The organism is Pedobacter sp. AC379, assembly GCF_979258145.1.
Window position 1 is genome coordinate 783150 of the sequence record NZ_OZ409839.1, and the last position, 20567, is coordinate 803716.

General features: G+C 38.5%; 13 protein-coding genes. 9 read left to right on the forward strand and 4 right to left on the reverse strand.

The features are described 5' to 3' along the window. Window positions 1-4 precede the first annotated feature (4 nt). Complete coding sequence (gene meaB / locus ACZZZW_RS03450; RefSeq protein WP_055909160.1) at window positions 5-904, forward strand: methylmalonyl Co-A mutase-associated GTPase MeaB; 900 nt, start codon at window positions 5-7, stop codon at window positions 902-904. A 71-nt stretch (window positions 905-975) separates the two neighbouring features. Here the strand turns inward: meaB and ACZZZW_RS03455 are convergent, their stop codons facing one another. Beyond that, window positions 976-2265, reverse strand: coding sequence for an aminopeptidase P family protein (locus tag ACZZZW_RS03455; RefSeq protein WP_055909158.1), 1290 nt, complete (start codon window positions 2263-2265; stop codon window positions 976-978). Between the two features lie 172 nt (window positions 2266-2437). Here ACZZZW_RS03455 and ACZZZW_RS03460 point away from each other — a divergent pair, with 172 nt between their 5' ends. The 8 genes from ACZZZW_RS03460 to ACZZZW_RS03495 all read left to right on the forward strand — a co-directional run bounded on the left by ACZZZW_RS03460 (window position 2438) and on the right by ACZZZW_RS03495 (window position 14565). Continuing rightward, window positions 2438-3784: an OmpA family protein gene (locus ACZZZW_RS03460; RefSeq protein WP_055909157.1), complete on the forward strand. Its 1347-nt coding sequence runs from the start codon at window positions 2438-2440 to the stop codon at window positions 3782-3784. A gap of 97 nt (window positions 3785-3881) precedes the next feature. After that, window positions 3882-4019 carry a DUF6728 family protein gene (locus ACZZZW_RS03465; RefSeq protein ID WP_369800161.1) on the forward strand — a complete coding sequence of 46 codons (138 nt, stop codon included), beginning with the start codon at window positions 3882-3884 and terminating at the stop codon, window positions 4017-4019. Window positions 4020-4028: 9 nt separating this feature from the next. Beyond that, on the forward strand, window positions 4029-4409 hold the full coding sequence (locus ACZZZW_RS03470) for a RidA family protein (protein WP_055909148.1): 381 nt from the start codon (window positions 4029-4031) through the stop codon (window positions 4407-4409). Between the two features lie 2 nt (window positions 4410-4411). Beyond that, window positions 4412-5314, forward strand: coding sequence for an EamA family transporter (locus ACZZZW_RS03475; protein WP_055909145.1), 903 nt, complete (start codon window positions 4412-4414; stop codon window positions 5312-5314). Window positions 5315-5320: 6 nt separating this feature from the next. After that, window positions 5321-7426, forward strand: a complete 2106-nt coding sequence (recG, locus tag ACZZZW_RS03480) for an ATP-dependent DNA helicase RecG (RefSeq protein WP_463492273.1) — start codon at window positions 5321-5323, stop codon at window positions 7424-7426. A 461-nt stretch (window positions 7427-7887) separates the two neighbouring features. Beyond that, window positions 7888-11160 (forward strand): SusC/RagA family TonB-linked outer membrane protein, encoded by a 3273-nt coding sequence (locus tag ACZZZW_RS03485; RefSeq protein WP_463492274.1) that lies wholly within the window; start codon window positions 7888-7890, stop codon window positions 11158-11160. Between the two features lie 33 nt (window positions 11161-11193). Next, window positions 11194-13068, forward strand: coding sequence for a RagB/SusD family nutrient uptake outer membrane protein (locus tag ACZZZW_RS03490; RefSeq protein WP_463492275.1), 1875 nt, complete (start codon window positions 11194-11196; stop codon window positions 13066-13068). Window positions 13069-13242: 174 nt separating this feature from the next. Beyond that, on the forward strand, window positions 13243-14565 hold the full coding sequence (locus ACZZZW_RS03495; protein WP_463492276.1) for an MFS transporter: 1323 nt from the start codon (window positions 13243-13245) through the stop codon (window positions 14563-14565). Window positions 14566-15244: 679 nt separating this feature from the next. Here the strand turns inward: ACZZZW_RS03495 and ACZZZW_RS03500 are convergent. From ACZZZW_RS03500 to ACZZZW_RS03510, 3 genes are all read right to left on the reverse strand, one after another. Then, window positions 15245-15460 (reverse strand): PLDc N-terminal domain-containing protein, encoded by a 216-nt coding sequence (locus tag ACZZZW_RS03500; protein WP_055909134.1) that lies wholly within the window; start codon window positions 15458-15460, stop codon window positions 15245-15247. An 18-nt stretch (window positions 15461-15478) separates the two neighbouring features. Beyond that, a complete protein-coding gene (locus tag ACZZZW_RS03505; RefSeq protein ID WP_055909133.1) occupies window positions 15479-17230 on the reverse strand; it encodes an ABC transporter ATP-binding protein in 1752 nt (583 codons plus the stop codon). Window positions 17231-17332: 102 nt separating this feature from the next. Continuing rightward, window positions 17333-20536, reverse strand: a complete 3204-nt coding sequence (locus ACZZZW_RS03510; RefSeq protein ID WP_463492277.1) for a TonB-dependent receptor — start codon at window positions 20534-20536, stop codon at window positions 17333-17335. Window positions 20537-20567 lie beyond the last annotated feature (31 nt).

Here is a 20567-nt window from a genome sequence, read left to right on the forward strand (position 1 = left end):
ATTGATGAATACGCATCTATCCATTTTAAACGAGATAAAAGCTGGCAATTATAAGGTTTTAGCAAGAGTATTAACGCTTATTGAAAATGATATTAAACCGTCGGATTCGATTTTAAGAGATCTGGATAGCAAAATTGACATTCCAGTTTTGGGTATAACCGGCCCACCCGGAGCAGGCAAAAGCACATTGGTAAATGCCATAACCAATCATTTTTCGGCAGCGAACAAGCGCATTGCTATATTGGCTATCGACCCTACTTCGCCTTTTAATTTTGGTTCCTTGTTGGGCGATAGAATCCGGATGGCCAATCAGTTTAACAATCCAAATGTTTTTATCAGATCATTGGCAACCCGTGGTGCTTTAGGTGGTATTTCTGCAAAAACAATTGAAATGGTTGATGTTTTAAAAGCTTCGAATTTTGACCTTATTTTAATTGAAACGGTGGGTGTTGGCCAATCAGAAGTGGAAATTGCTGGTTTGGCAGATAAAACTGTTGTTGTATTGGTGCCCGAATCCGGAGATGAGGTTCAGAATATTAAATCAGGCTTAATGGAAATTGCAGATTGCTTTGTAATTAATAAGGCAGATCGGGCAGGAGCAGATACCTTTGCCAATAACCTCAAAAAAATTGTTCATCAAGGTACAAAAACAATTCCTATCTTAAAAACAGTTGCTGACAAAAATATAGGCATAGCTGAATTATGCAATTGGTTAATCAAACCTCATTTAAGGGATAATAGCAGAAGTGTATTTTTATTTGCAGAAAAAGCATGGAAAATCATTCAACATGATAAGATGCGGATTATAGATAAAAAAAGGCTGCGTGAAAAAATCCAAGCAGCCTTAAAAAAAGATAATTTTAATATTTACCGCTTTGCGGATGAGTTTATGCGTAATGGTTAAGTGCTTAATTGTTTAAAGCGGTTAACTAAGCACTGCAAACGGGAAATTGTAAACTGGATACTGTAAATAAATTAACTGTTCATAATATCTTCAATTTCCTCCGCTTCCAATGGAATATCAGCCATTAAATCTACATTACCATCTGAAGTAATGAGAATATTGTTTTCCAAACGGATGCCCAAACTTTCTGCCGGAATATAAATGCCTGGCTCAACAGTTAAAATATTACCTGCGGCAAATGGGGTATATCTTCCGGCGAAATCATGCACATCGATACCCAAATGGTGAGAATTGCCATGCATAAAATATTTTTTATAGGCAGGGTAAGCAGGGTTTTGGTTTTTTACATCTTCGGAAGTGATCAACCCAAGGTTAATTAGCTGTTCAGACATAATTTCTCCTACTTCCTCATGGTAAGTATTCCAGATGGTACCTTCCTTTATTAATTTAACCGACGCTCTCATTACTTTCAAAACGGCATTGTAAACTTCTTTTTGTCTTGGGGTAAACCTGCCGTTAACAGGGATACACCTGCTCATATCTGCATTATAATTGGCATATTCTGCGCCGAAATCAAATAGGATCACGTCACCATCTTTACATTCCTGGTTATTATCCGTATAATGTAGAATGTTGGCGTTATGGCCTGAAGCAATAATGGGTGTGTAGGCATGTCCGGTTCCACCTTGACGGATAAATTCATGAATAATTTCTGCCTCAATTTCATATTCTTTTACACCTGGCCTGGTAAATTTCAATACCCTTATAAAGGCATCGCGAGTAATTGCAGAAGCTTTTTTTGTGAGTTCGATTTCTACATCAGATTTAACTGCACGTAAACTGCGCATAACCGGGGCCGAGCGTTCATAATGATGTAAAGGATATTTTGATTTCATTTTTTCAATGAAACGAACATCTCGATATGGAACTTCGTGCGCATACCTGTCGTTTTCATTGGTATTTAAATAAATATGTTCGGCATAATTAACTATACTATGTAAGATGTTGTCAAAATCTTCCAGCCAATATATAGCCTGAATGCCGGATGCGGCTTTTGCCTGCTCTTTTGTATATTTATATCCTTCCCAAACTTTAATGAAATCGTTGGTCTGTCTTAAAAACAGGACTTCTCTGTACAAAGGATTAGGACAATCGGGATATAATAATAAAATTGTTTGTTCCTGATCAATTCCTGATAAATAAAATAAATCAGGATTTTGTTTAAAAACAAAGCTTTGATCGCCACTTCTAGGAAACTCATCACTTGAATTAAATATAGCTAATGAATTGTTTTTTAGATGTTTAGAAAAATTTTTCCTATTTAAAATAAATAATGACTGATCAATGGTTGGATATTTCATGAATATAGTATTTTAATATGCGCAATGGCCAAAAGTAATAAAATGATTAATTACCGTGAAGTTTGGAACGGAGTTTGTATAAAAGTTTGAAAATTTAAAATTTTGTTTAATTTTGCTTTTACTAAAAAATTAATCAATTAAATTGTTTAACCCTTAAAAAAGAAAAAAGATTATGAATTATTCTACTTTAAAGAAAAGTGTTGCGCTTTCTTTAGTGGCATTAACAGGAGTAGCTTCTCTTGCTGTCGCTCAGGATGCTCCTGCAACAACTTCTGCTGTCAAGGTATTTGGCGGTAGAGGTCAGTACAGAACTTGGTCTATCGGTGTACATGGTGGTGTTTTAATGCCAGTTGTAGCTATCGGTGGTTCTAACGACTTCAACAAATGGGATGCTAACTTAGGTTACGGTTTAAACATCCGTAAACAATTAGGTCACTCTTTCGGTTTAGAATTAAACGGAACTCGTGGTAAACTTTCTGGTACTAACGAAGGTATTTCTAACCCAGCTGTTAAAGATTTCGAAACTGAATTACAATATGCTGTAGATTTACGTGGTGTTGTTAACTTAGGTTCTATCGATTTCTTACGTCGTGAGAACTCAGTAGGTTTCTTCTTAACTGCTGGTGCTGGTTATATGGCTTATGCTCCAAAAATCACTTTAAACAATGGTTCTGTTATCGACTGGAAAGGTAAAGCTACTGGTCCTGCTGATGACAAACATGATGCAAAAGATTACGTAAAAGGTTTCTACATTCCAGTAGGTGCTGGTGTTAAATTCAAAGTTTCTGAGCGTGTTAACTTTAACTTAGGTTACACTATGAACTTTGTTGATGCTGATAACTTAGACGGAGTTTATGCAAAAGGTCAAACTAAAGATAAATTCTCTTACGGTTATGCTGGTTTAGAATTCTCTTTAGGTTCTTCTGCTAAACCAAGTTTAGAGTGGACTAACCCATTAGCTACTATGTACGATGAGTTAAAAGATCCAACTTTACGTCAAGAAGTTGAAGCATTGAAAAACCGTGTTTCTGCTGTTGAGAAATCTGTTGAAGATTTGAAAAAAGATACTGACGGTGACGGTGTTGCTGATCAATTTGACAAATGCCCAGGAACTCCTGCTGGTACTGCTGTTGATGGTTCAGGTTGTCCACTTCCTAAAATGGTTGCTGATTCAACTTCAACTTCAAATGTAACTGGTTTCGAAAAAATCGGTTTCGATTTCAACTCTTCAGTTTTAAAAACTGAGTCTTACCCTACTTTAGATAAATTATCTTCAGTGTTACGTGAAAACGGTGGTAAAGTAACTGTAAACGGTTACGCTTCAAGCGAAGGTACTGCTGCATATAACGTGAAGTTATCTAAAGACAGAGCTAACTCTGTTAAAACTTACTTAGTAAACTCTGGTGTTAACGCTAGTCAAGTTGCTACTAAAGGTAATGGTGAAGCTAATCCAATCGCTTCTAACGATACTGAAGAAGGTCGTATCCAAAACCGTCGTGTTGAAACTGCTAGAAACTAGTATTTCAATATAAGATTTAAAAAAGTCCCGATGAAAATCGGGACTTTTTTTATGCCCATAAATTTTCTGTATTAAGCTTTTTAGCTAAGTTTGTACTATGTATTTCTTTAGAAAAAAAGATCCCAACAGGCCAAATAATATCAACTTAAAAATTATGCATTTTATTAATGCACTGGCCATCTTAGTTTTTCTTGCAGGCATCATCTACAAGCTTATTCAATGGCTTGCCAAATAAATTAATTGTATGAAACAAATTATTAAAACAACAAATGCTCCAGCCCCAATTGGACCATATAGCCAGGCTGTACAAGCTGGTAATTTTTTATTCGTATCAGGCCAGGTTGCCATCAATCCTGAAAATGGAGAATTAAACATTGGCAATATCGAAGAGGAAACTCATCAGGTAATGCGCAACCTTAAAGCAGTTTTACTCGAAGCAGGTTTAAGTTTCGATAATGTTGTAAAATCTACTATATTCTTGAGTGATATGGGCACCTTTGCACAGGTTAATGAAATTTATGGGCAGTACTTTACAGCCGATTTTCCTGCCAGAGAAACAGTACAGGTTTCGGTACTTCCTAAAAACGTTAACGTAGAAATTTCTGTTATTGCCATTGTAGGATAATTTTGGCAGCAGGCAAAAGCACGTATTTTATAGCGGGCATTATTCCTTACATCATCTGGGGAACAATGTCCGTTCCTTTACGCGATATAAAAGGATTCCCTCCGCATGAAATTCTATACTATCGAATATTTGTTTCCATTATTGTAGTTTGGGCGACCATACTTTTATTCAGGCAGGAAGCGCTGAAGCATGATTGGATTATCTTGAAGGCATTAACCACCGCAAAGAAGATCAAATTATCATTGCTAACGCTATTGTCATCCGTTTTGATTACCGGAAACTGGTTCACTTATATTTATGCTGTAAACAATGTAAGCTTAAAAGCAGCAGCCTTTGCTTATATGGTTTGTCCTTTGTTAACTGCGCTTTGCGGATTTATCATCTTAAAAGAACAGTTATCCAAAATTAAAGTAATTGCATTAGTGATCGCTTTTTTAAGCATCTTAATATTGGCAACGGGTTCATTACATGAAGTAATGTGGGCCATCATCATCGCATCATTTTATGCCCTCTACATTATTGTTTTAAAGGTAATTAAGGATGTAGATAAATTTAACTTCTTAGGTATTCAGCTTATACTATCGGGCTTAATGATGCTTCCATGGTATTTTGTTAACGCTGCGCCCGTACCTACTGAAACTTTCTTCTGGGGGCATATTTTCTTAATTGCGGTTGTTTTTACCATTATCCCACTCTTTTTAAATTCTTATGCCCTATTGGGTATGCCTTCATCCGCCTTAGGTATTTTAATCTATCTCAATCCAATTGTTGCTTTTACCGTGGCATTTTTCTACTTTAAAGAGGAAATAGGTATAAACCAGCTTTTCGCTTATTTGCTTTTGCTAGTATCGATTGCTATTTTTAATGCGCAGTTGCTGAAGAGTGTTGTTTACAAGAAACGATAATATATTTTGTTTAATTCGGTATTAGATACACCTGTTGAGTTTTTAAAAGGCGTTGGGCCAAGCAGGGCTGATGTTTTAAAAAAAGATTTAGGCCTCTTTACCTATGGGGATATGCTTTCGCATTATCCTTTTAGATATATAGACCGTACTAAATATTTTAAGATTAATCAGATCAATCCGGATGCTCAGTATATCCAGATCATCGGGCGGGTAATTAATAAAAAAGTTATCGGCGATAAAAGAGCAAAACGCATTGTTGCTGTTTTTAAAGATGAAACCGGAATTATGGAACTGGTTTGGTTCCAGAGCTTAAAGTGGGTTGATGAAAACATTACTGTTGGTACGGCATATGTTGCCTTCGGAAAGCCTACCATCTTTAATGGAACATTCAGTATCTCACATCCTGAAATGGAACTTTATCAGCGAAAACAGGTGGGCAGAGGAAACCTAACCTTACAGCCGGTTTATAACTCTACAGAAAAGCTGAAAAAATTTAATCTTGATTCAAAAGGTCTGCAACGTTTAATTGCGGGATTGTTAGATCAGGTTATTCCCCAGGTTCCTGAAACTTTACCTCAATATATTATTGATAAATACCAATTGCCAGATAAAAAGATGGCATTTTTAAATATCCATTTTCCTAAGAATCAAAAAGATTTAAGTGCTGCGGAGAGACGCTTGAAATTTGAAGAATTGTTCTTTATACAATTACAGCTTTTACACAATAAGCATTTAAGGCAATTAAAATTTAAAGGGGTTACTTTTGATAAAGTAGGCGAAAAGGTGAACCGCTTTTATAAGGAGTTTTTACCTTTCGAATTAACCAATGCCCAAAAGCGTGTGGTTAAGGAAATCAGGATTGATACACAACGCGGCGTTCAAATGAACCGGCTTGTTCAGGGCGATGTAGGAAGTGGCAAAACGGCTGTTGCACTAATGAGTATGTTATTGGCCAATGACAACGGCTATCAGGCTTGTATGATGGCTCCAACTGAAATTTTAGCGCGGCAACATTATGCATCCATTACAGAGTTGGTAACGGATGATCTTGTTCGGGTGGCCATTCTTACCGGAAGTACGAAAAAGAAAGAGCGGACCATTTTACATGAGCAACTGGAAAATGGTGAAATAGACATTTTGATCGGAACGCATGCGCTGATTGAAGATAAAGTGCAATTTAAGAATCTTGGTCTCGTGGTAATTGATGAACAGCATCGTTTTGGCGTAGAACAGCGCGCTAAGCTTTGGCGTAAAAATATTATTCCTCCTCACATTCTGGTAATGACGGCCACGCCAATACCGCGTACCCTGGCAATGACCTTATACGGTGATCTGGATGTTTCAGTAATCGATGAATTGCCCGCTGGCAGGAAACCTATAGAAACTAAACATCTTTTCGAAGGCCAACGCCTTAGGATGTTCGGTTTTATGAAACAGGAAATTGCCAAAGGCCGACAGGTTTACATTGTTTACCCGTTAATAAAGGAAAGCGAAAAGTTAGATCTTCTTCATCTTGAAGCAGGTATAGAGCAATTGAGTTATCAGTTTCCACGGCCTGATTACCAAATGAGTATTGTACACGGCCAAATGCCCAATGCAGATAAGCAGTTCGAAATGCAACAGTTTATTGAAGGTAAAAGTCAAATTATGGTGGCCACCACAGTTATAGAAGTGGGTGTAAACGTGCCTAATGCCTCTGTGATGGTAATTGAAAATGCCGAAAGATTTGGGCTTTCGCAGCTCCACCAATTGCGCGGCAGGGTAGGCCGGGGGGTAGAACAGTCATTCTGTATTTTAATGAGTAGTAATAAACTGAGTAAAGAAGGTAAAATCCGTTTAGAAACCATGGTAAGAACCAACAATGGATTCGAGATTTCGGAGATCGACCTGCAATTACGCGGCCCTGGCGATATTACAGGAACTCAACAGAGTGGTGTGCTTGATTTGAAACTTGCTGATCTGGCCAAAGATCAAATTATCTTAGCAGAAGCCCGTAATACAGTAATTGAGCTTTTCGAAAATGATCCGCAATTGGAAAAGCCTGATCACGCTGTATTAAAAGCCTACCTGCAAAAATTGGAAAGAGGCATCTCTTTTGATAAAATAAGTTAGTGCTATAACTTATTTAAATTTTTTAAATCCCCACTTACTTCTTATTTACAATAATATTTACTGCTGTATAATAAGTTATACATTGTGTAGTGATGTAATTGTTTTTTTACGAGTGTGCCCCTCATAAATATTATTTTACCCCCTTTTTTAAATCCTGAATATTCCTATATTGCGTACAACCAAATATGAACTGTATAGTCGGCAATTCTAAATATGGGTACGTCGTACACAGTAGATTTTAACCCCAGATGTGCTTATTTATCAGATAAGGGTGGTTAATAATGGTTAACACTGATTTATTGATTCGTTCAGAGCAATTGAATAAATTCTTTGCGAGAATATGCTGTAGCTATTTGTTTCGGTAAATCAGATTTTAATCATGCGTATTATGACAGCTCTATGTTACGCGTGGGTATTAAAGTGCATTACAATCAATATCTAACCAAAATAAATTGAAAACTATGAAAAAAAATCTATTAAAGACTTTTGCCAGAAGTAGCATGTTTCTTGTTTGCGGTGGTGGTCTAATTTTTTCTCCGTTTAGCAGCAGATCCGCTGATGCTGTATTGCACGAAAAATCCCCTCTTGATTTTTACAAACCTCCGCTTCAGGATATTACTGTAAAAGGGCAGGTTACTGATGCTAAAGGTCCAATTCCTGGTGTGAGTGTTAAACTAAAGGGTGGTGCCGCAAGCACGGTAACAGATGGATCTGGTAAATTTAGCATTAAAGTGCCCGAGGATGCTACATTAGTATTTACCTATGTGGGTTATGTGGATCAGGAAGTGCAGGTGAAAAACCAAACGAATATCAATGTCCGATTATTAGAAAACAATCAAAATTTATCAGAAGTAGTGGTAGTGGGTTATGGAACCCAAAAAAAAGCGGTAGTTTCTGGTGCCGTTGCTTCTGTAAAAGGTACCGAACTTGCAAAATCATCATCTGTAAACTTAACCAATTCGTTAGCGGGCCGCTTACCTGGTGTTACTGCCCTGCAGGGTAGTGGAGAACCTGGTTATGATGGCTCAACCATCCGTATCCGCGGAATAAACTCGCTTGGAAATAATAATGCTTTAATTGTAATTGATGGGATTCCTAATCGGGCCGGGGGTATTGAACGTTTAAATCCAAATGATATCGAAGGTGTATCCGTATTAAAAGATGCATCTGCCGCTATTTATGGTTCGCAGGCTGCAAATGGCGTAATTCTGATCACCACTAAATTGGGTAAATCAGGCAAGCCGCAGTTCTCTTATGATTTTAGCTACGGTTTACAGCAGCCTACAAGAATACCAAAAATGGCTAATTCTGTTCAGTATGCCGAAATTTTAAACGAGTTGAACATTTTCGGTTCCGATCTAAATCCAAACGAATGGACAGCCGCATGGAATAGCTTCAAAAGTACAGGTTCTTACCTTTCTACCGGAGGAAAAACGATTAATGCGGCCTTCAAGCCTGATGAAATCAGAAAATTTGGTGATGGGTCAGATCCGTTAAGGTATCCAAACACCGATTGGTTTAAAACTACTTTCCAAACGTGGACACCTCAGCAAAAGCATAACGCACAGATTAATGGCGGAAGTGAAAATGTAAAATACTTGGTTTCATTGGGCTACCTTGATCAGGATGCCTACTATAAAAATTCGGCAACAGGTTATAAACAGTACGATATGCGTTTTAATCTTGAAGCAAAGCTGAGTAAATACATTACCACCACCTTAGGGGTAACCGCACGAGAGGAAGATCGTAATTTCCCTACCGTAGGGGCTGGCGATATATTCAGGTTTTTAATGAGGGGCCGCCCGAACGAAATTGCCATTTGGCCTACCGGACAACCAGGCAGGGATATCGAATATGGTTATAATCCGGTGGTATCTACTACCGATTTAACAGGTTATAACAAAGATGTTCGCGATTACTTTCAAACTACAGGAAAAGTAGAAATTAAAATTCCTGGTGTAGATGGATTAAAGGTAACTGGAACCGCGGCTATAGATAAATATTCAGGCCGGCAAAAAAACTGGCAACTGCCATGGACACTCTACGACTGGGATAAAAAAACTTTTGCAGCAGATGGAGTAACGCCAGTATTAACGGGTACTGTACGCTCTCAGTATACCGACCCGAGGCTTAGGGAAACTGCAGGCGGACAGCTCGCTGTAAACCTGACCGGAATGGTTAATTATGATAAAAAAATTGGCGATCATAATATTGGCTTAATGGCTGGTGTAACACGCGAAACCGTAAATAATGATGGTTTTACCGCTTTTAGAAGGTATTATATATCTTCTTCAGTTCAAGAGTTACTTGCGGGCGATGAAAGGGAGCAATCTTTAGGAAATAATCCCGGCGACCCGAATAACTTGTTTAAAAGGGCGCGCTTAAGCTATTTTGGTAGGGCAGGTTATAATTATAAAGAGAAATACCTTGCAGAATTTTTATGGCGGGTTGACGGATCTTATATCTTCCCAACCGATAGGCGTTTCGGTTTCTTCCCTGGGGTATCAGTTGGATGGCGTTTATCTGAAGAACCGTTCTTTAAAGATAATGTGAAGTTCATCAACAACCTTAAAATACGGGCATCTTACGGACAGATGGGTGCTGAAGCCTATTTTGGAGATGCTTTACAGGAATATCAATACCTCAGCTTAATGAATTTCGGAAACTATATCTTCAATGATTTAGTAACCAAAACCTTAACCGAAGGCAAAGTGCCCAATTTTAATTTTGGATGGGAAGTGGCCAATAATACCAACATTGGTTTAGATGCATCGTTCTTAAATAATAAACTATCATTGGAGTTCGATTATTTCTATAACAAACGTACCAATATCCTGATCAGCAGAGGCAGTTCTGTGCCAGAAAGCTCAGGCATTACCGATCGTTTACCCCCTGTAAACCTGGGTAAGGTAAATAACAAAGGTTTCGAATTTAAATTAAGTTATAACGACCAGGTTGGTGATTTAAACTTTGGTGTAAGTGTAAACGGTGGATACGCCAAAAACAAAATCATATTTTGGGATGAAACACCTGGTGCACCAGAATGGCAACGTTCTACGGGCAGGGTAACCAGTTCATGGCTGGTATATGATTATGATGGCGTATTTAAAGATCAGGCTGATATTAATGCAAATACCCTTAATTATAGCGCTCTTACCGGAACACTTCGCCCTGGCGATATGAAGTTTAAAGATATTAACGGTGACGGTAAAATTAATGCTGATGATAAAATACGATTGGATAAAAATGGAACGCCAACTTTTACCGGCGGTGTAAATTTTAATTTGCAATATAAAGGTTTCGATTTATCGGTACTTATTCAAGGTGCAACCGGTGGAATGCAGATTGTTGGTTTAACAGAATCGGGCGATATCGGTAACTTCTTAGAATGGTCGTACCTGAACCGTTGGAGCATTGATAATCCAAGTTCGGTAAATCCGCGCTTATCCAATCGGGGTGCTACCTATTATACCGATAGCAATAATGCATTAAACAATACCTATTGGTTGCGTAGCAATAACTACATCAGGCTTAAAAATGTAGAGCTAGGGTATACTTTGCCAACCACGCTAGTAGAAAAAGTTGGGTTAAACAGTGTAAGGGTTTATTCAAATGGCCTCAACCTGGCTACGCTGGATAAAATCAAGATATGGGATCCAGAATCTACCAACACCAGCGGGCAATATTATCCTCAAGCCAGGGTAATTAATTTTGGTATTAAAGCCACTTTTTAAATGTATAGCTATTTATCAATTACAATGAAAAATATGAAAGCAATAATTCAGAATAGAAATCTATATCTATTGATTTTTGTTACCTTTTTTGCATTTGCATGTAAGAAAGACTTCTTAAATGTAGAATCACCTGGCCAAGTACCTTCCGAATCGGTATGGAAAGATCCTGCAACTGCACAGGCCTTTGTTAACGATATTTATAACGGCTTGGGCAACGGAGGTTTTTCTGAGCAAATGTTGGCATCCGTATCCGATGAAGCATTATTTACACACCCTACGCGCGGTATCGATCTTATTAATAACGCCACCATCAATCCCTCTACACTAGGTTGGGTAGATGATACCTGGGCATACAAACAAATGTATAACCGCATCAGGGCATGTAATATTACTATTGAAAAAATTACCAGTGGTGATAATGCACTTACCAACCAGGCGTTAAAAGATCAGTTACTTGGCGAAGCTTATTTTTTAAGGGCCTATTTTTACCACCAGTTGTTGCGTTTCTACGGTGCAGTGCCTTTAGTAACTAAAATTTATGTGCTCGATGATAACTATAACGTTAAGCGCAACACTTATGAGGAATGTGTAAACTTTATTGTAAAAGATTGCGATGAAGCCAATAAATTATTAACCGGTAAGGCCATGGAAAAAGGGCGAACCACTGCTCTTGCCGCTTTGGCCCTTAAATCGAGAGTGCTGATATATGCTGCAAGCGATTTACACAACAGAGCCAAACTTACTGATAAGGTTAAAAATATTGATGTTAAAACGTTAGATTTTTTAAGTTATGCAAGTGGCGATCAGGCAGAACGTTATCGCCTTGCACAAACAGCTGCAGATGCTGTTATCAAATTGGGTACAGGATATAAATTAGATCTTAATGCTCCGGCCTCTGTAGCCGATGGACAGGTAAATTATAAAAGTATTGCCATGGGCGGGGCCAGTAAAGCACCAGGGATAGATGCTACCGCTGCTTCAGAATTAATTTTTGCACGTTATTTTATTATCCAAAGCAATATTAAACATGCGCAGCAAAATGGTCCGAACGGTTACCACAACTGGGCAGGTAATACGCCTATCGGTTTATTGGTTGATGATTATGAGATGAAAGATGGCAGCAAATTTAGCTGGGCAAATCCTGCCCAAAAAGCCAACCCTTATCAGGATAGAGATCCTCGTTTTTATGCTACCATTTTGTACGATGGTGCCGGATGGAAATCCCGTGATAAAGCATCAGGCAATGTTGATCCGGCAAGTCAGATCCAAACAGGAGTATATGATTTAATTGATAATGGTGCCCGTATAGACTTTAAAGGATTGGATACACGCGCAAGTTCTATCGAAAACTGGAACGGCAGCTGGACGGGTTACTACTACCACAAATTTATCGATCCAGACCCAACTATTGTAGATGCCTCTATGTCGCAAAATGTGCCCTGGCCTTTCTTTAGGTATACCGAAGCCGTATTTAATTATATCGAGGCCAGTATTGAGCTTGGCGAATTAAGTAAGGCGAGCAATTGGCTAAACAAAATTCGTTTCCGGGCAGGTATGCCGGCAGTAACCGCCACAGATCAGGAGGGATTACGAGCAATTTATCGCCACGAACGCCGTATTGAAATGGCTTACGAAGAACAACGTTACCATGATACCCGCCGCTGGTTAATTGCAGGTGAAACATTGGGCAGGAAAACCACCTACATTAAAGTTACCGGTAAATTTAAACCTGGTAAAACCATGTCTGCACCATATCATTACGATAATACCATTTACGATTATACATATAGTCCGGTAGAGGAGAATGCGCAAGAGAGCAGGAGTTGGAACGATAAACTTTATTTCAGGCCATTTAGTCGCGATGAAGTAAATAAGAATAATATGCTCGATCAAAACCCTGGCTACTAAGCCTCTATTTTAAATGCCCGATGAATAATTTTATTCATCGGGTATTTTTATGCTTAAAATTCAGCTTAGCAAGGGGCAACTTTACCTTTAAATAGCTAAACGAATAATCTTATTGTATATCCATTCCTGTTTTTAATTTTCATAACGTAGTTTTGCATATAACTTTTTTTTCCTGTGGCAGATTCAGATCCCAACTCCGTTATCGCAAAACACGATCCTTACGCAGCATTGCGTTTTAGAGAGTTCCGCTCTTATTTAGGCATGCGTTTTTTCTTCACTTTTGCCTACCAGATGCAGGCGGTAGTACTTGGAATTTATATTTATCACGTTACAAAAGATCCATTGGCACTCGGTTTTATTGGTCTTTGTGAGGCCATACCCGCCATAGGAATTGCACTATATGGAGGTTATGTAGCCGATAAAAGTGAAAAAAGAGGCTTACTGCTTAAAATATTTATAGGGGTATTTATTTGTACCATCATTATGTTGCTGGTAACCCTTTCGCAATTTAACCTTCAGCAATTCAATATCATCTTCACCTTATTTAATTTTAAGGTAAACCTTGTAGCGCTCATCATGTATGTACTCGTATTTGGGATGGGCATTGCCAGAGGATTTTTTGGTCCGGCTACATTTTCTTTAATGGCGCAGATATTACCTAAAGAGCTATATCCCAATGCAAGTACCTGGAGCAGCTCAAGCTGGCAAATGGCTTCCATTTTAGGGCCGGCAATTGGTGGCATTACCTACGGTTTCTTCGGCATCACCGTTACTTACACGGTTATTATAACTTTCGTATTTATTGCGCTGATTTGTATTTTCTTCTTAAAAGTGCATCCTCCACAGTTCATACCCAAAGAAAACATTAAAGAAAGTTTGCTGAAAGGGATAAACTTTGTATTTAAAACCAAAATGATGGTATGGGCAATGAGTTTAGATCTCTTTTCGGTATTTTTCGGAGGAGCTGTGGCAATATTGCCTGTATTTGCCAACGATATTTTAAAAGTTGGGCCCGAAGGTTTAGGTTTTATGCGGGCTGCGGTTTCTGCAGGCTCAGTATTTACCATGCTCGCCATGACGCGCTTTTCGCCAATGAACAAACCATGGCGCAATTTACTAATCGCCGTAACAGGTTTCGGCTTAAGCATCATCTGCTGGAGCTTATCTAAAAATTTCTACCTCACACTCTTCTTTTTATTCCTGGAGGGGTCTTTCGATAGCATCAGCGTAATCATCAGATCTACAATTATGCAACTGTTAACCCCCGATGAAATGCGAGGACGGGTTTCGGCGGTAAACAGTATGTTTATTGGTTCATCTAACGAAATTGGCGCATTCGAATCAGGCCTCACCGCGAAGCTGATGCGTACCATCCCTTCAGTGGTTTTTGGTGGAACAATGACGCTCGCCATTGCCGGAATTACCTGGTTAAAAACAAAGTCGTTAACCAAGCTGAGTCTGCAGGATATTAATGAGCATACTACTAAAGCGGATTAGTCGAAGAAAGAAGATACGATAAGAATATTTTTGTAGATGATTTTGGGCATGCCCCAAGCTGCGCAAGGGTCGGGCTATACGTTCCAATCTTTTTTTGATGAAGGATCAAAAAAAGGATTTCCACTGCTATCCCTTATGCAAAAAAAAAGAAAACAATTGTGCCTTTGTTTTGGGAGGTAATTTATTAATGTTCTGTGGGGACACAGACCATGGGGATTTAATTAAAAGAGTTGTCAACTTTAATAGCGCGGTTGCTAGAAAGTTGACAACTCTGAGATTCTTAATAGTAAAATAAGAAATGGTCTGTGAGCACACAGACCATTGAGATTTAATTAAAAGAGTTGTCAACTTTAATAGCGCGGTTGCTAGAAAGTTGACAACTCTAAAATTCTTAATAGTAAAATAAGAAATGGTCTGTGGGAACAAAGACCACGGAGATTTAATTAAAAGAGTTGTCAAATTAATAGCGCGGTTGCCAGAAAGTTGACAACGCTAAAATTCTTAATGGTAAATAATAAATGTTCTGTGGAGACACAGACCATGGGGATTTAATTAAAAGAGTTGTCAAATTAATGGCGCGATTGCTAGAAAGTTGACAACTCTAAATTTTTAATGGTAAAAAACAAATGGTCTGTGAGCACACAGACCATTGAGATAATGATACAAACTATACCATCAATTAAAACTTCTTATTCTTGCCCCACATCAGGTAAATGATCGAACCCAAAAAAGGAGCCAAGAGGATAATGATAAACCAAAGTACTTTAACCGAAAAACCAATGTTGCTGTTTCTCGATATATGGTACAATGCCACTAATATTAATGCCAGCCAAAGTATGGCCGCAATAATAATAACCATCGCAATCTGATTGCTTTCAACCTGTGCTAGTAACATAACAATAATTTTTTGTTCCTAAGCTTCAACAACTCGCTCGCCAATTTGTTGGCGCCACATGGCCTGATATAAACCATTTTGTGCAATTAACTCTTCATGGCGACCCTGCTCAATGATATGTCCTTTCTCTAAAACGTAAATTTTATCGGCATGTTTAATGGTCGATAAGCGGTGGGCAATCAATATCGTAATGTGGTCGGTTAAATCCGAAACCGAACGGATGGTTTTGGTAATTTCTTCTTCTGTAATCGAATCCAAAGAGGAAGTGGCTTCATCAAAAACCAAAATATCAGGTTGGCGCAGTAAAGCCCTCGCAATTGATAAACGTTGTTTTTCGCCTCCTGAAACCTTAACACCACCTTCACCAATTAACGAATCTAAACCTTTATCTGCACGTGCCAGTAAAGTTTGGCAGGCTGCCTGATTCAATACTTTAAAACATTCCTCATCGGTTGCATTAGGGTTTACAAACAATAGGTTTTCTCTAATCGTACCCGAAAATAACTGCGTATCCTGTGTTACAAAACCAATTTTCTCCCTTAAGGCATCAAGATCTATATCATTACTCGGAATGCCATTGTATAAAATTTCCCCTTCTTTTGGTTGATACAAGCCAACGAGCAATTTAACCAGTGTAGTTTTGCCTGAACCCGACGGACCAACAAAAGCAATGGTTTGGCCGTTATGTGTTTTAAAGGAAATGTTTTCTAAAGCATTTCTGTTCGCCGTTTGGTGTTTAAAGCCTACATCGCTAAAAGTAAGGTCTTTAATTTTGGTAATCGAAGTAGGGTTCTCCGGTTTCTTATCAATTGGTGTACTCAAAATCTTTTTAAAGTTCCCTAATGATACTTCAGCCTCACGCCAGGTTAAAATTACATTACCAAGCTCCTGCAATGGGCCAAAAAGGAAGAAGGAGTAAAAAAGAAATGAAAAATACTGTCCGGCGGTAATAGAATTATCGAAAATAAGCAACAGCAGAACCAGCACCATTGTACTGCGCACCAGGTTTACCGTAGTACCCTGAACAAAGCTCATACTGCGTACATATTTTACTTTTTTAAGCTCCAGGCCCAAAATTTTGTAAGTGGTTTTGTTTAGCCTTTCTATTTCCTGATCGGCCAATCCCAAACTTTTAACCAGTTCGATATTTCTTAATGATTCGGTGGTTGAACCCGCTAAAGCAGTGGTTTCGCCAACGATAGAACGTTGTATGGTTTTAATTTTGCGACTTAAAAACCAGCTCACAAAACTGATGATCGGAATGGCAGAGAAATAAACCAAAGTAACTTTATAACTTACCGAAACCGAATACACGATTACGAAAATCATTCCGATTAAACTTACAAAAAGGATGCTGATAAAGGCAGTGATAAACTTCTCCGAATCTAAGCGTACCTTTTGCAAAATACCCAGGGTTTCGCCGCTGCGTTGATCTTCAAAAACCTGATAAGGTAATTTTAAGGAGTGCTGTAAACCATCGGCATACATTTTTGCACCCACCTTTTGTACAATTACACTGGTAAAATAATCCTGAAAGTTTTTAGCAATACGCGAAACCATTGCCGCACCAATTGCCAAACCGATTAAGCCCAACGAGCCCCAAAGGTATTGGCTGTAAGTAAGCGAATCTTTTTTATTGATAAAACGGTCTAAAATACGACCTGTGATGTATGGATCTAAGAGTGAAAAGCCAATATTTATACCTGCCAGCAAGAGCGCCAAAGCCACAATCCACTTGTGGTGTTTCAGGTAGTTAAGTAATAATCCCATTAAGTTTTGTTGTTTATAAATGCAAACATAAAAAAAGGGAACGGATAAAAATCCATTCCCCTTTTTTATGACTTTAAGCTAAGATACTTAGCTAATATTTAACTAAAAACCGTAACGTAAACCGATTTGTATTTGCCAAGGGTTGCCCGATGGGGTAACAATACCAGTGTTGTTTACACGATAAGTATAAGCTTTGTTTGCGGTATCAAATGCGCTAACCGCATATAAAGCCTGGTTGCCCAAAGTTTCATTTACACCCCATTTTTTGTTAAGCAGGTTTGCAAAATTAAATACATCGCCAGAGAATTCGATACTGTGCTTTTTATTAAGGTGAAGTTGATAGCTTAACTTTAAATCAACAATGCCAAAAAAGTCATTCACACCGCCATTTCGCTCTGCTATCTCACCAGAGTATTTATTAATATAATCTTTTAAACTTTGGCTTGCATTTGGATTATCCAACAACGTTTGTAAGCCTGTACGAACATTTGCAGGTACAGTTTGATTGTTTCTATCAAATACATAAGCCAAATCGTTTGTAGCCACAAAATCACCGTTGATATTGCCGCCTGCCAACAAACTATACCGCGTTCCGCCGATACCAGAGTAACGAACGCCTAACCTAAAGCCATAAAAACTTGGCGAGGTGCCATAAATAACAACCTTATTACGGAATTGATTATCTGAATAAGACATTTTGCTTAAATCTCTCGGATCATCTTTAACAGGCAGAGATAAGGTAGCAGAGTTTGCCACGTTGCCATTATATGATGTATTATCTTTTGTATCGTTATAAGTATAACTCGCAGAGATTTCTCCATCCTTAAAATAGTTCCAGGTCGCATCTAAAACTACAGCGAACTGATTTACTTTTCCTTTACTGTTTAATTCTAACACACGGCCAAACTGGTTGGTTAAACGTCCGCCTTTCCAATCGGCAACACCATTGCTTGCTGTGATACTCGAAGTTGGTACAAATACACCACGGTTACCTTCATTAGCCAGGGTAAAGTAAGGATTTGCTGCCATGTTTTTATCAACATACATGTAGTTGTTGCGTCCTAATGTTGCGTAACCCGTAATGCCAACCTTAAGTTTATCAGTAATTAATTTACTGTATGATAAGTTGGCTTTATAAACCACCGGAATTTTTGCATCCTCGGCATAAGTATTAATCGTTGGTACCTGTAAAGCTGTTAATGAAGGGGTAGCAACAGAACCATTTCTATAACCTATAAAGTTTGGTGTGGGTACATCTTTGCCAAAAACATCAACTGTTGCCAAGTGTTTACCATCAAAGGTTAAGTTGTTAATGGTTACATAATTGTTCACATCCGAACCGAAGATACCTGCTCCGAAACGTACAAAATCTGTTCTGTTTTCGTTAATATCCCAGTTAAATTGGATTCTTGGCTGAATTAAAAATTGTTTTAACTCATTATCCGTTCTTACGCCAATGGCATCAAACAGTTGTTGGTTAAGCGGCGATTTAGGATACGTGCTGTAATCGATACGTAAGCCACCTATAAAATCTAAACCTTTAGCCAGTTTGGTTTGCATTTGCCCGTAAACAGCAGCATTCCAAATGCCGGCTTTAACAGTTGGATCTGCAACCAATGGTACTTCGCGGTAAAATCTATTTGGCGCAAGGTTGTTAAAGTTTGTAATTGCCGGTACTTCGATCTTTTTTGTAGGGTCGTTTGGAAAAGCAGGATCCTGAATTTGAGAAGTTGAGTATTCGAAACGGCCGTTTACCTCACTACCATAAAGCGATTTTGCATTGGTATACATTACATCAACACCAAATGTATATTTAACCTTATCGGTATTATAGTAAAAGTTATCTACCAATTGAAAAACATTATTGGTAAAACCTTCCTGCCCGAAACGGTGGCCACCAATTTGTATCGCAGTAGAAATTCCCTTGGTACCATCAGCAAGGTCTGATTTTATGTTTCCTACAATGGCTCTTGGAATGGCACCCGTTAATTCATCATTCTGCGTGCTTGCCTGGTAAGTATATAAATGCTGTATTTTTAATTCGTTGGTAATTTTGCTGCTGATGGTTGAACGTAAAGTTGCCAATAAATTATTGTCAACGTTTTTATCGTTACCATAACTTTCGTAGAAGTTAATCGCAGTATTGTCAGCCAAACCCAGTGGGTTTCTGTCGTTCGTATAATTATCACGAATGGTTAACAAATTTCTATCATTAATTTGCCAGTCTAAACGGGCAAAAGCAGCATCAGATCCACGTTTTTTATCGAAAGAACCATACTGAGGGGTGTTTGCTACGCCATATTTAGTACGTGCAACATCCAAAAACTGTGCTAAAGTACTGTTCGTAATTCTGAAACGGGCTTCATCAGCAGGGCCATTTACATCGGCAATAATTAATGGGCGGGCATCTTTCTGATGATCTAAACCCACGAAATAATGTAATTTATCTTTAATAATCGGTCCACCCAACGTAAAACCGTATTGATAAGTAGAGAAATCGTTATCGCGCTTTACACCTCTGATATCATAACGTGATGATAACCAATCAGCCCTTCCGTAACCAAATGCGCTTCCACTTACTGTATTTGTACCCGATTTTGTAACTGCAGTTACGGTACCTCCGCCGGCTCTACCCAAAGTTACATCGTATTGGTTGGTTACTACTTTAAACTCACGAACAGCCTCAATAGAAATTGAGTATGGCGCACCACTTCTACTGGTTGTACTACCAGCCGATGTTGGGTTTTTAGCATTCATACCATCAATGGTATAATTTGTAGATGAACCCAACTGGCCCGATATATTGCCGCCGCGACTTAACGGAGATAAATCCATTAAATTGGAAAAGTTACGCCCGTTTACAGGTAACTGGTTCATTGTTTTAGCAGAAATTTCTGTAGAAGCACCAAAGTTTTGAACTTTGTTTCTTAAACCTGAAGCGATTACCTGCACAGCTTCTAAATCTTGTGAAGCTTCCTGCATGGTGATACCCACCTTAACCACATCGCCAAGGTTTAACATATAGCCATTTCTGGTTTGCTCGCCAAAACCCACATAAACTGCTTTTACTGAATATGGCCCACCCAAAGGAAGCTCTTTAAAAGTGTACTCGCCCTGGGCATTGGTAGATGTTTTGGTGGTAAACCCTGTAGAGTTGTTTTTGATCTGTACAGAAACCCCGGGAATAGGCTTTTTCTGTTGATCGGTTATAATACCAGAGATTGATGCCTGCGTGGTTTGCGCACTTGCCCGGTTGTAGACAATGCAAAACAGTAGCGACACTGCAATAAGTAAATTTTTCATCATGATTATTTTTCTGATTTTTTATGATGACAAA

Coding starts and splice junctions, on each gene's coding strand:
- meaB (WP_055909160.1), top strand. CDS start 5: ATGAATACGCATCTATCCATTTTAAACGAGATAAAAGCTGGCAATTAT.
- ACZZZW_RS03500 (WP_055909134.1), bottom strand. CDS start 15,460: ATGTTACTAGCACAGGTTGAAAGCAATCAGATTGCGATGGTTATTATT.
- ACZZZW_RS03490 (WP_463492275.1), top strand. CDS start 11,194: ATGAAAGCAATAATTCAGAATAGAAATCTATATCTATTGATTTTTGTT.
- ACZZZW_RS03465 (WP_369800161.1), top strand. CDS start 3,882: ATGTATTTCTTTAGAAAAAAAGATCCCAACAGGCCAAATAATATCAAC.
- ACZZZW_RS03510 (WP_463492277.1), bottom strand. CDS start 20,536: ATGATGAAAAATTTACTTATTGCAGTGTCGCTACTGTTTTGCATTGTC.
- ACZZZW_RS03470 (WP_055909148.1), top strand. CDS start 4,029: ATGAAACAAATTATTAAAACAACAAATGCTCCAGCCCCAATTGGACCA.
- ACZZZW_RS03485 (WP_463492274.1), top strand. CDS start 7,888: ATGAAAAAAAATCTATTAAAGACTTTTGCCAGAAGTAGCATGTTTCTT.
- ACZZZW_RS03460 (WP_055909157.1), top strand. CDS start 2,438: ATGAATTATTCTACTTTAAAGAAAAGTGTTGCGCTTTCTTTAGTGGCA.
- ACZZZW_RS03505 (WP_055909133.1), bottom strand. CDS start 17,230: ATGGGATTATTACTTAACTACCTGAAACACCACAAGTGGATTGTGGCT.
- ACZZZW_RS03455 (WP_055909158.1), bottom strand. CDS start 2,265: ATGAAATATCCAACCATTGATCAGTCATTATTTATTTTAAATAGGAAA.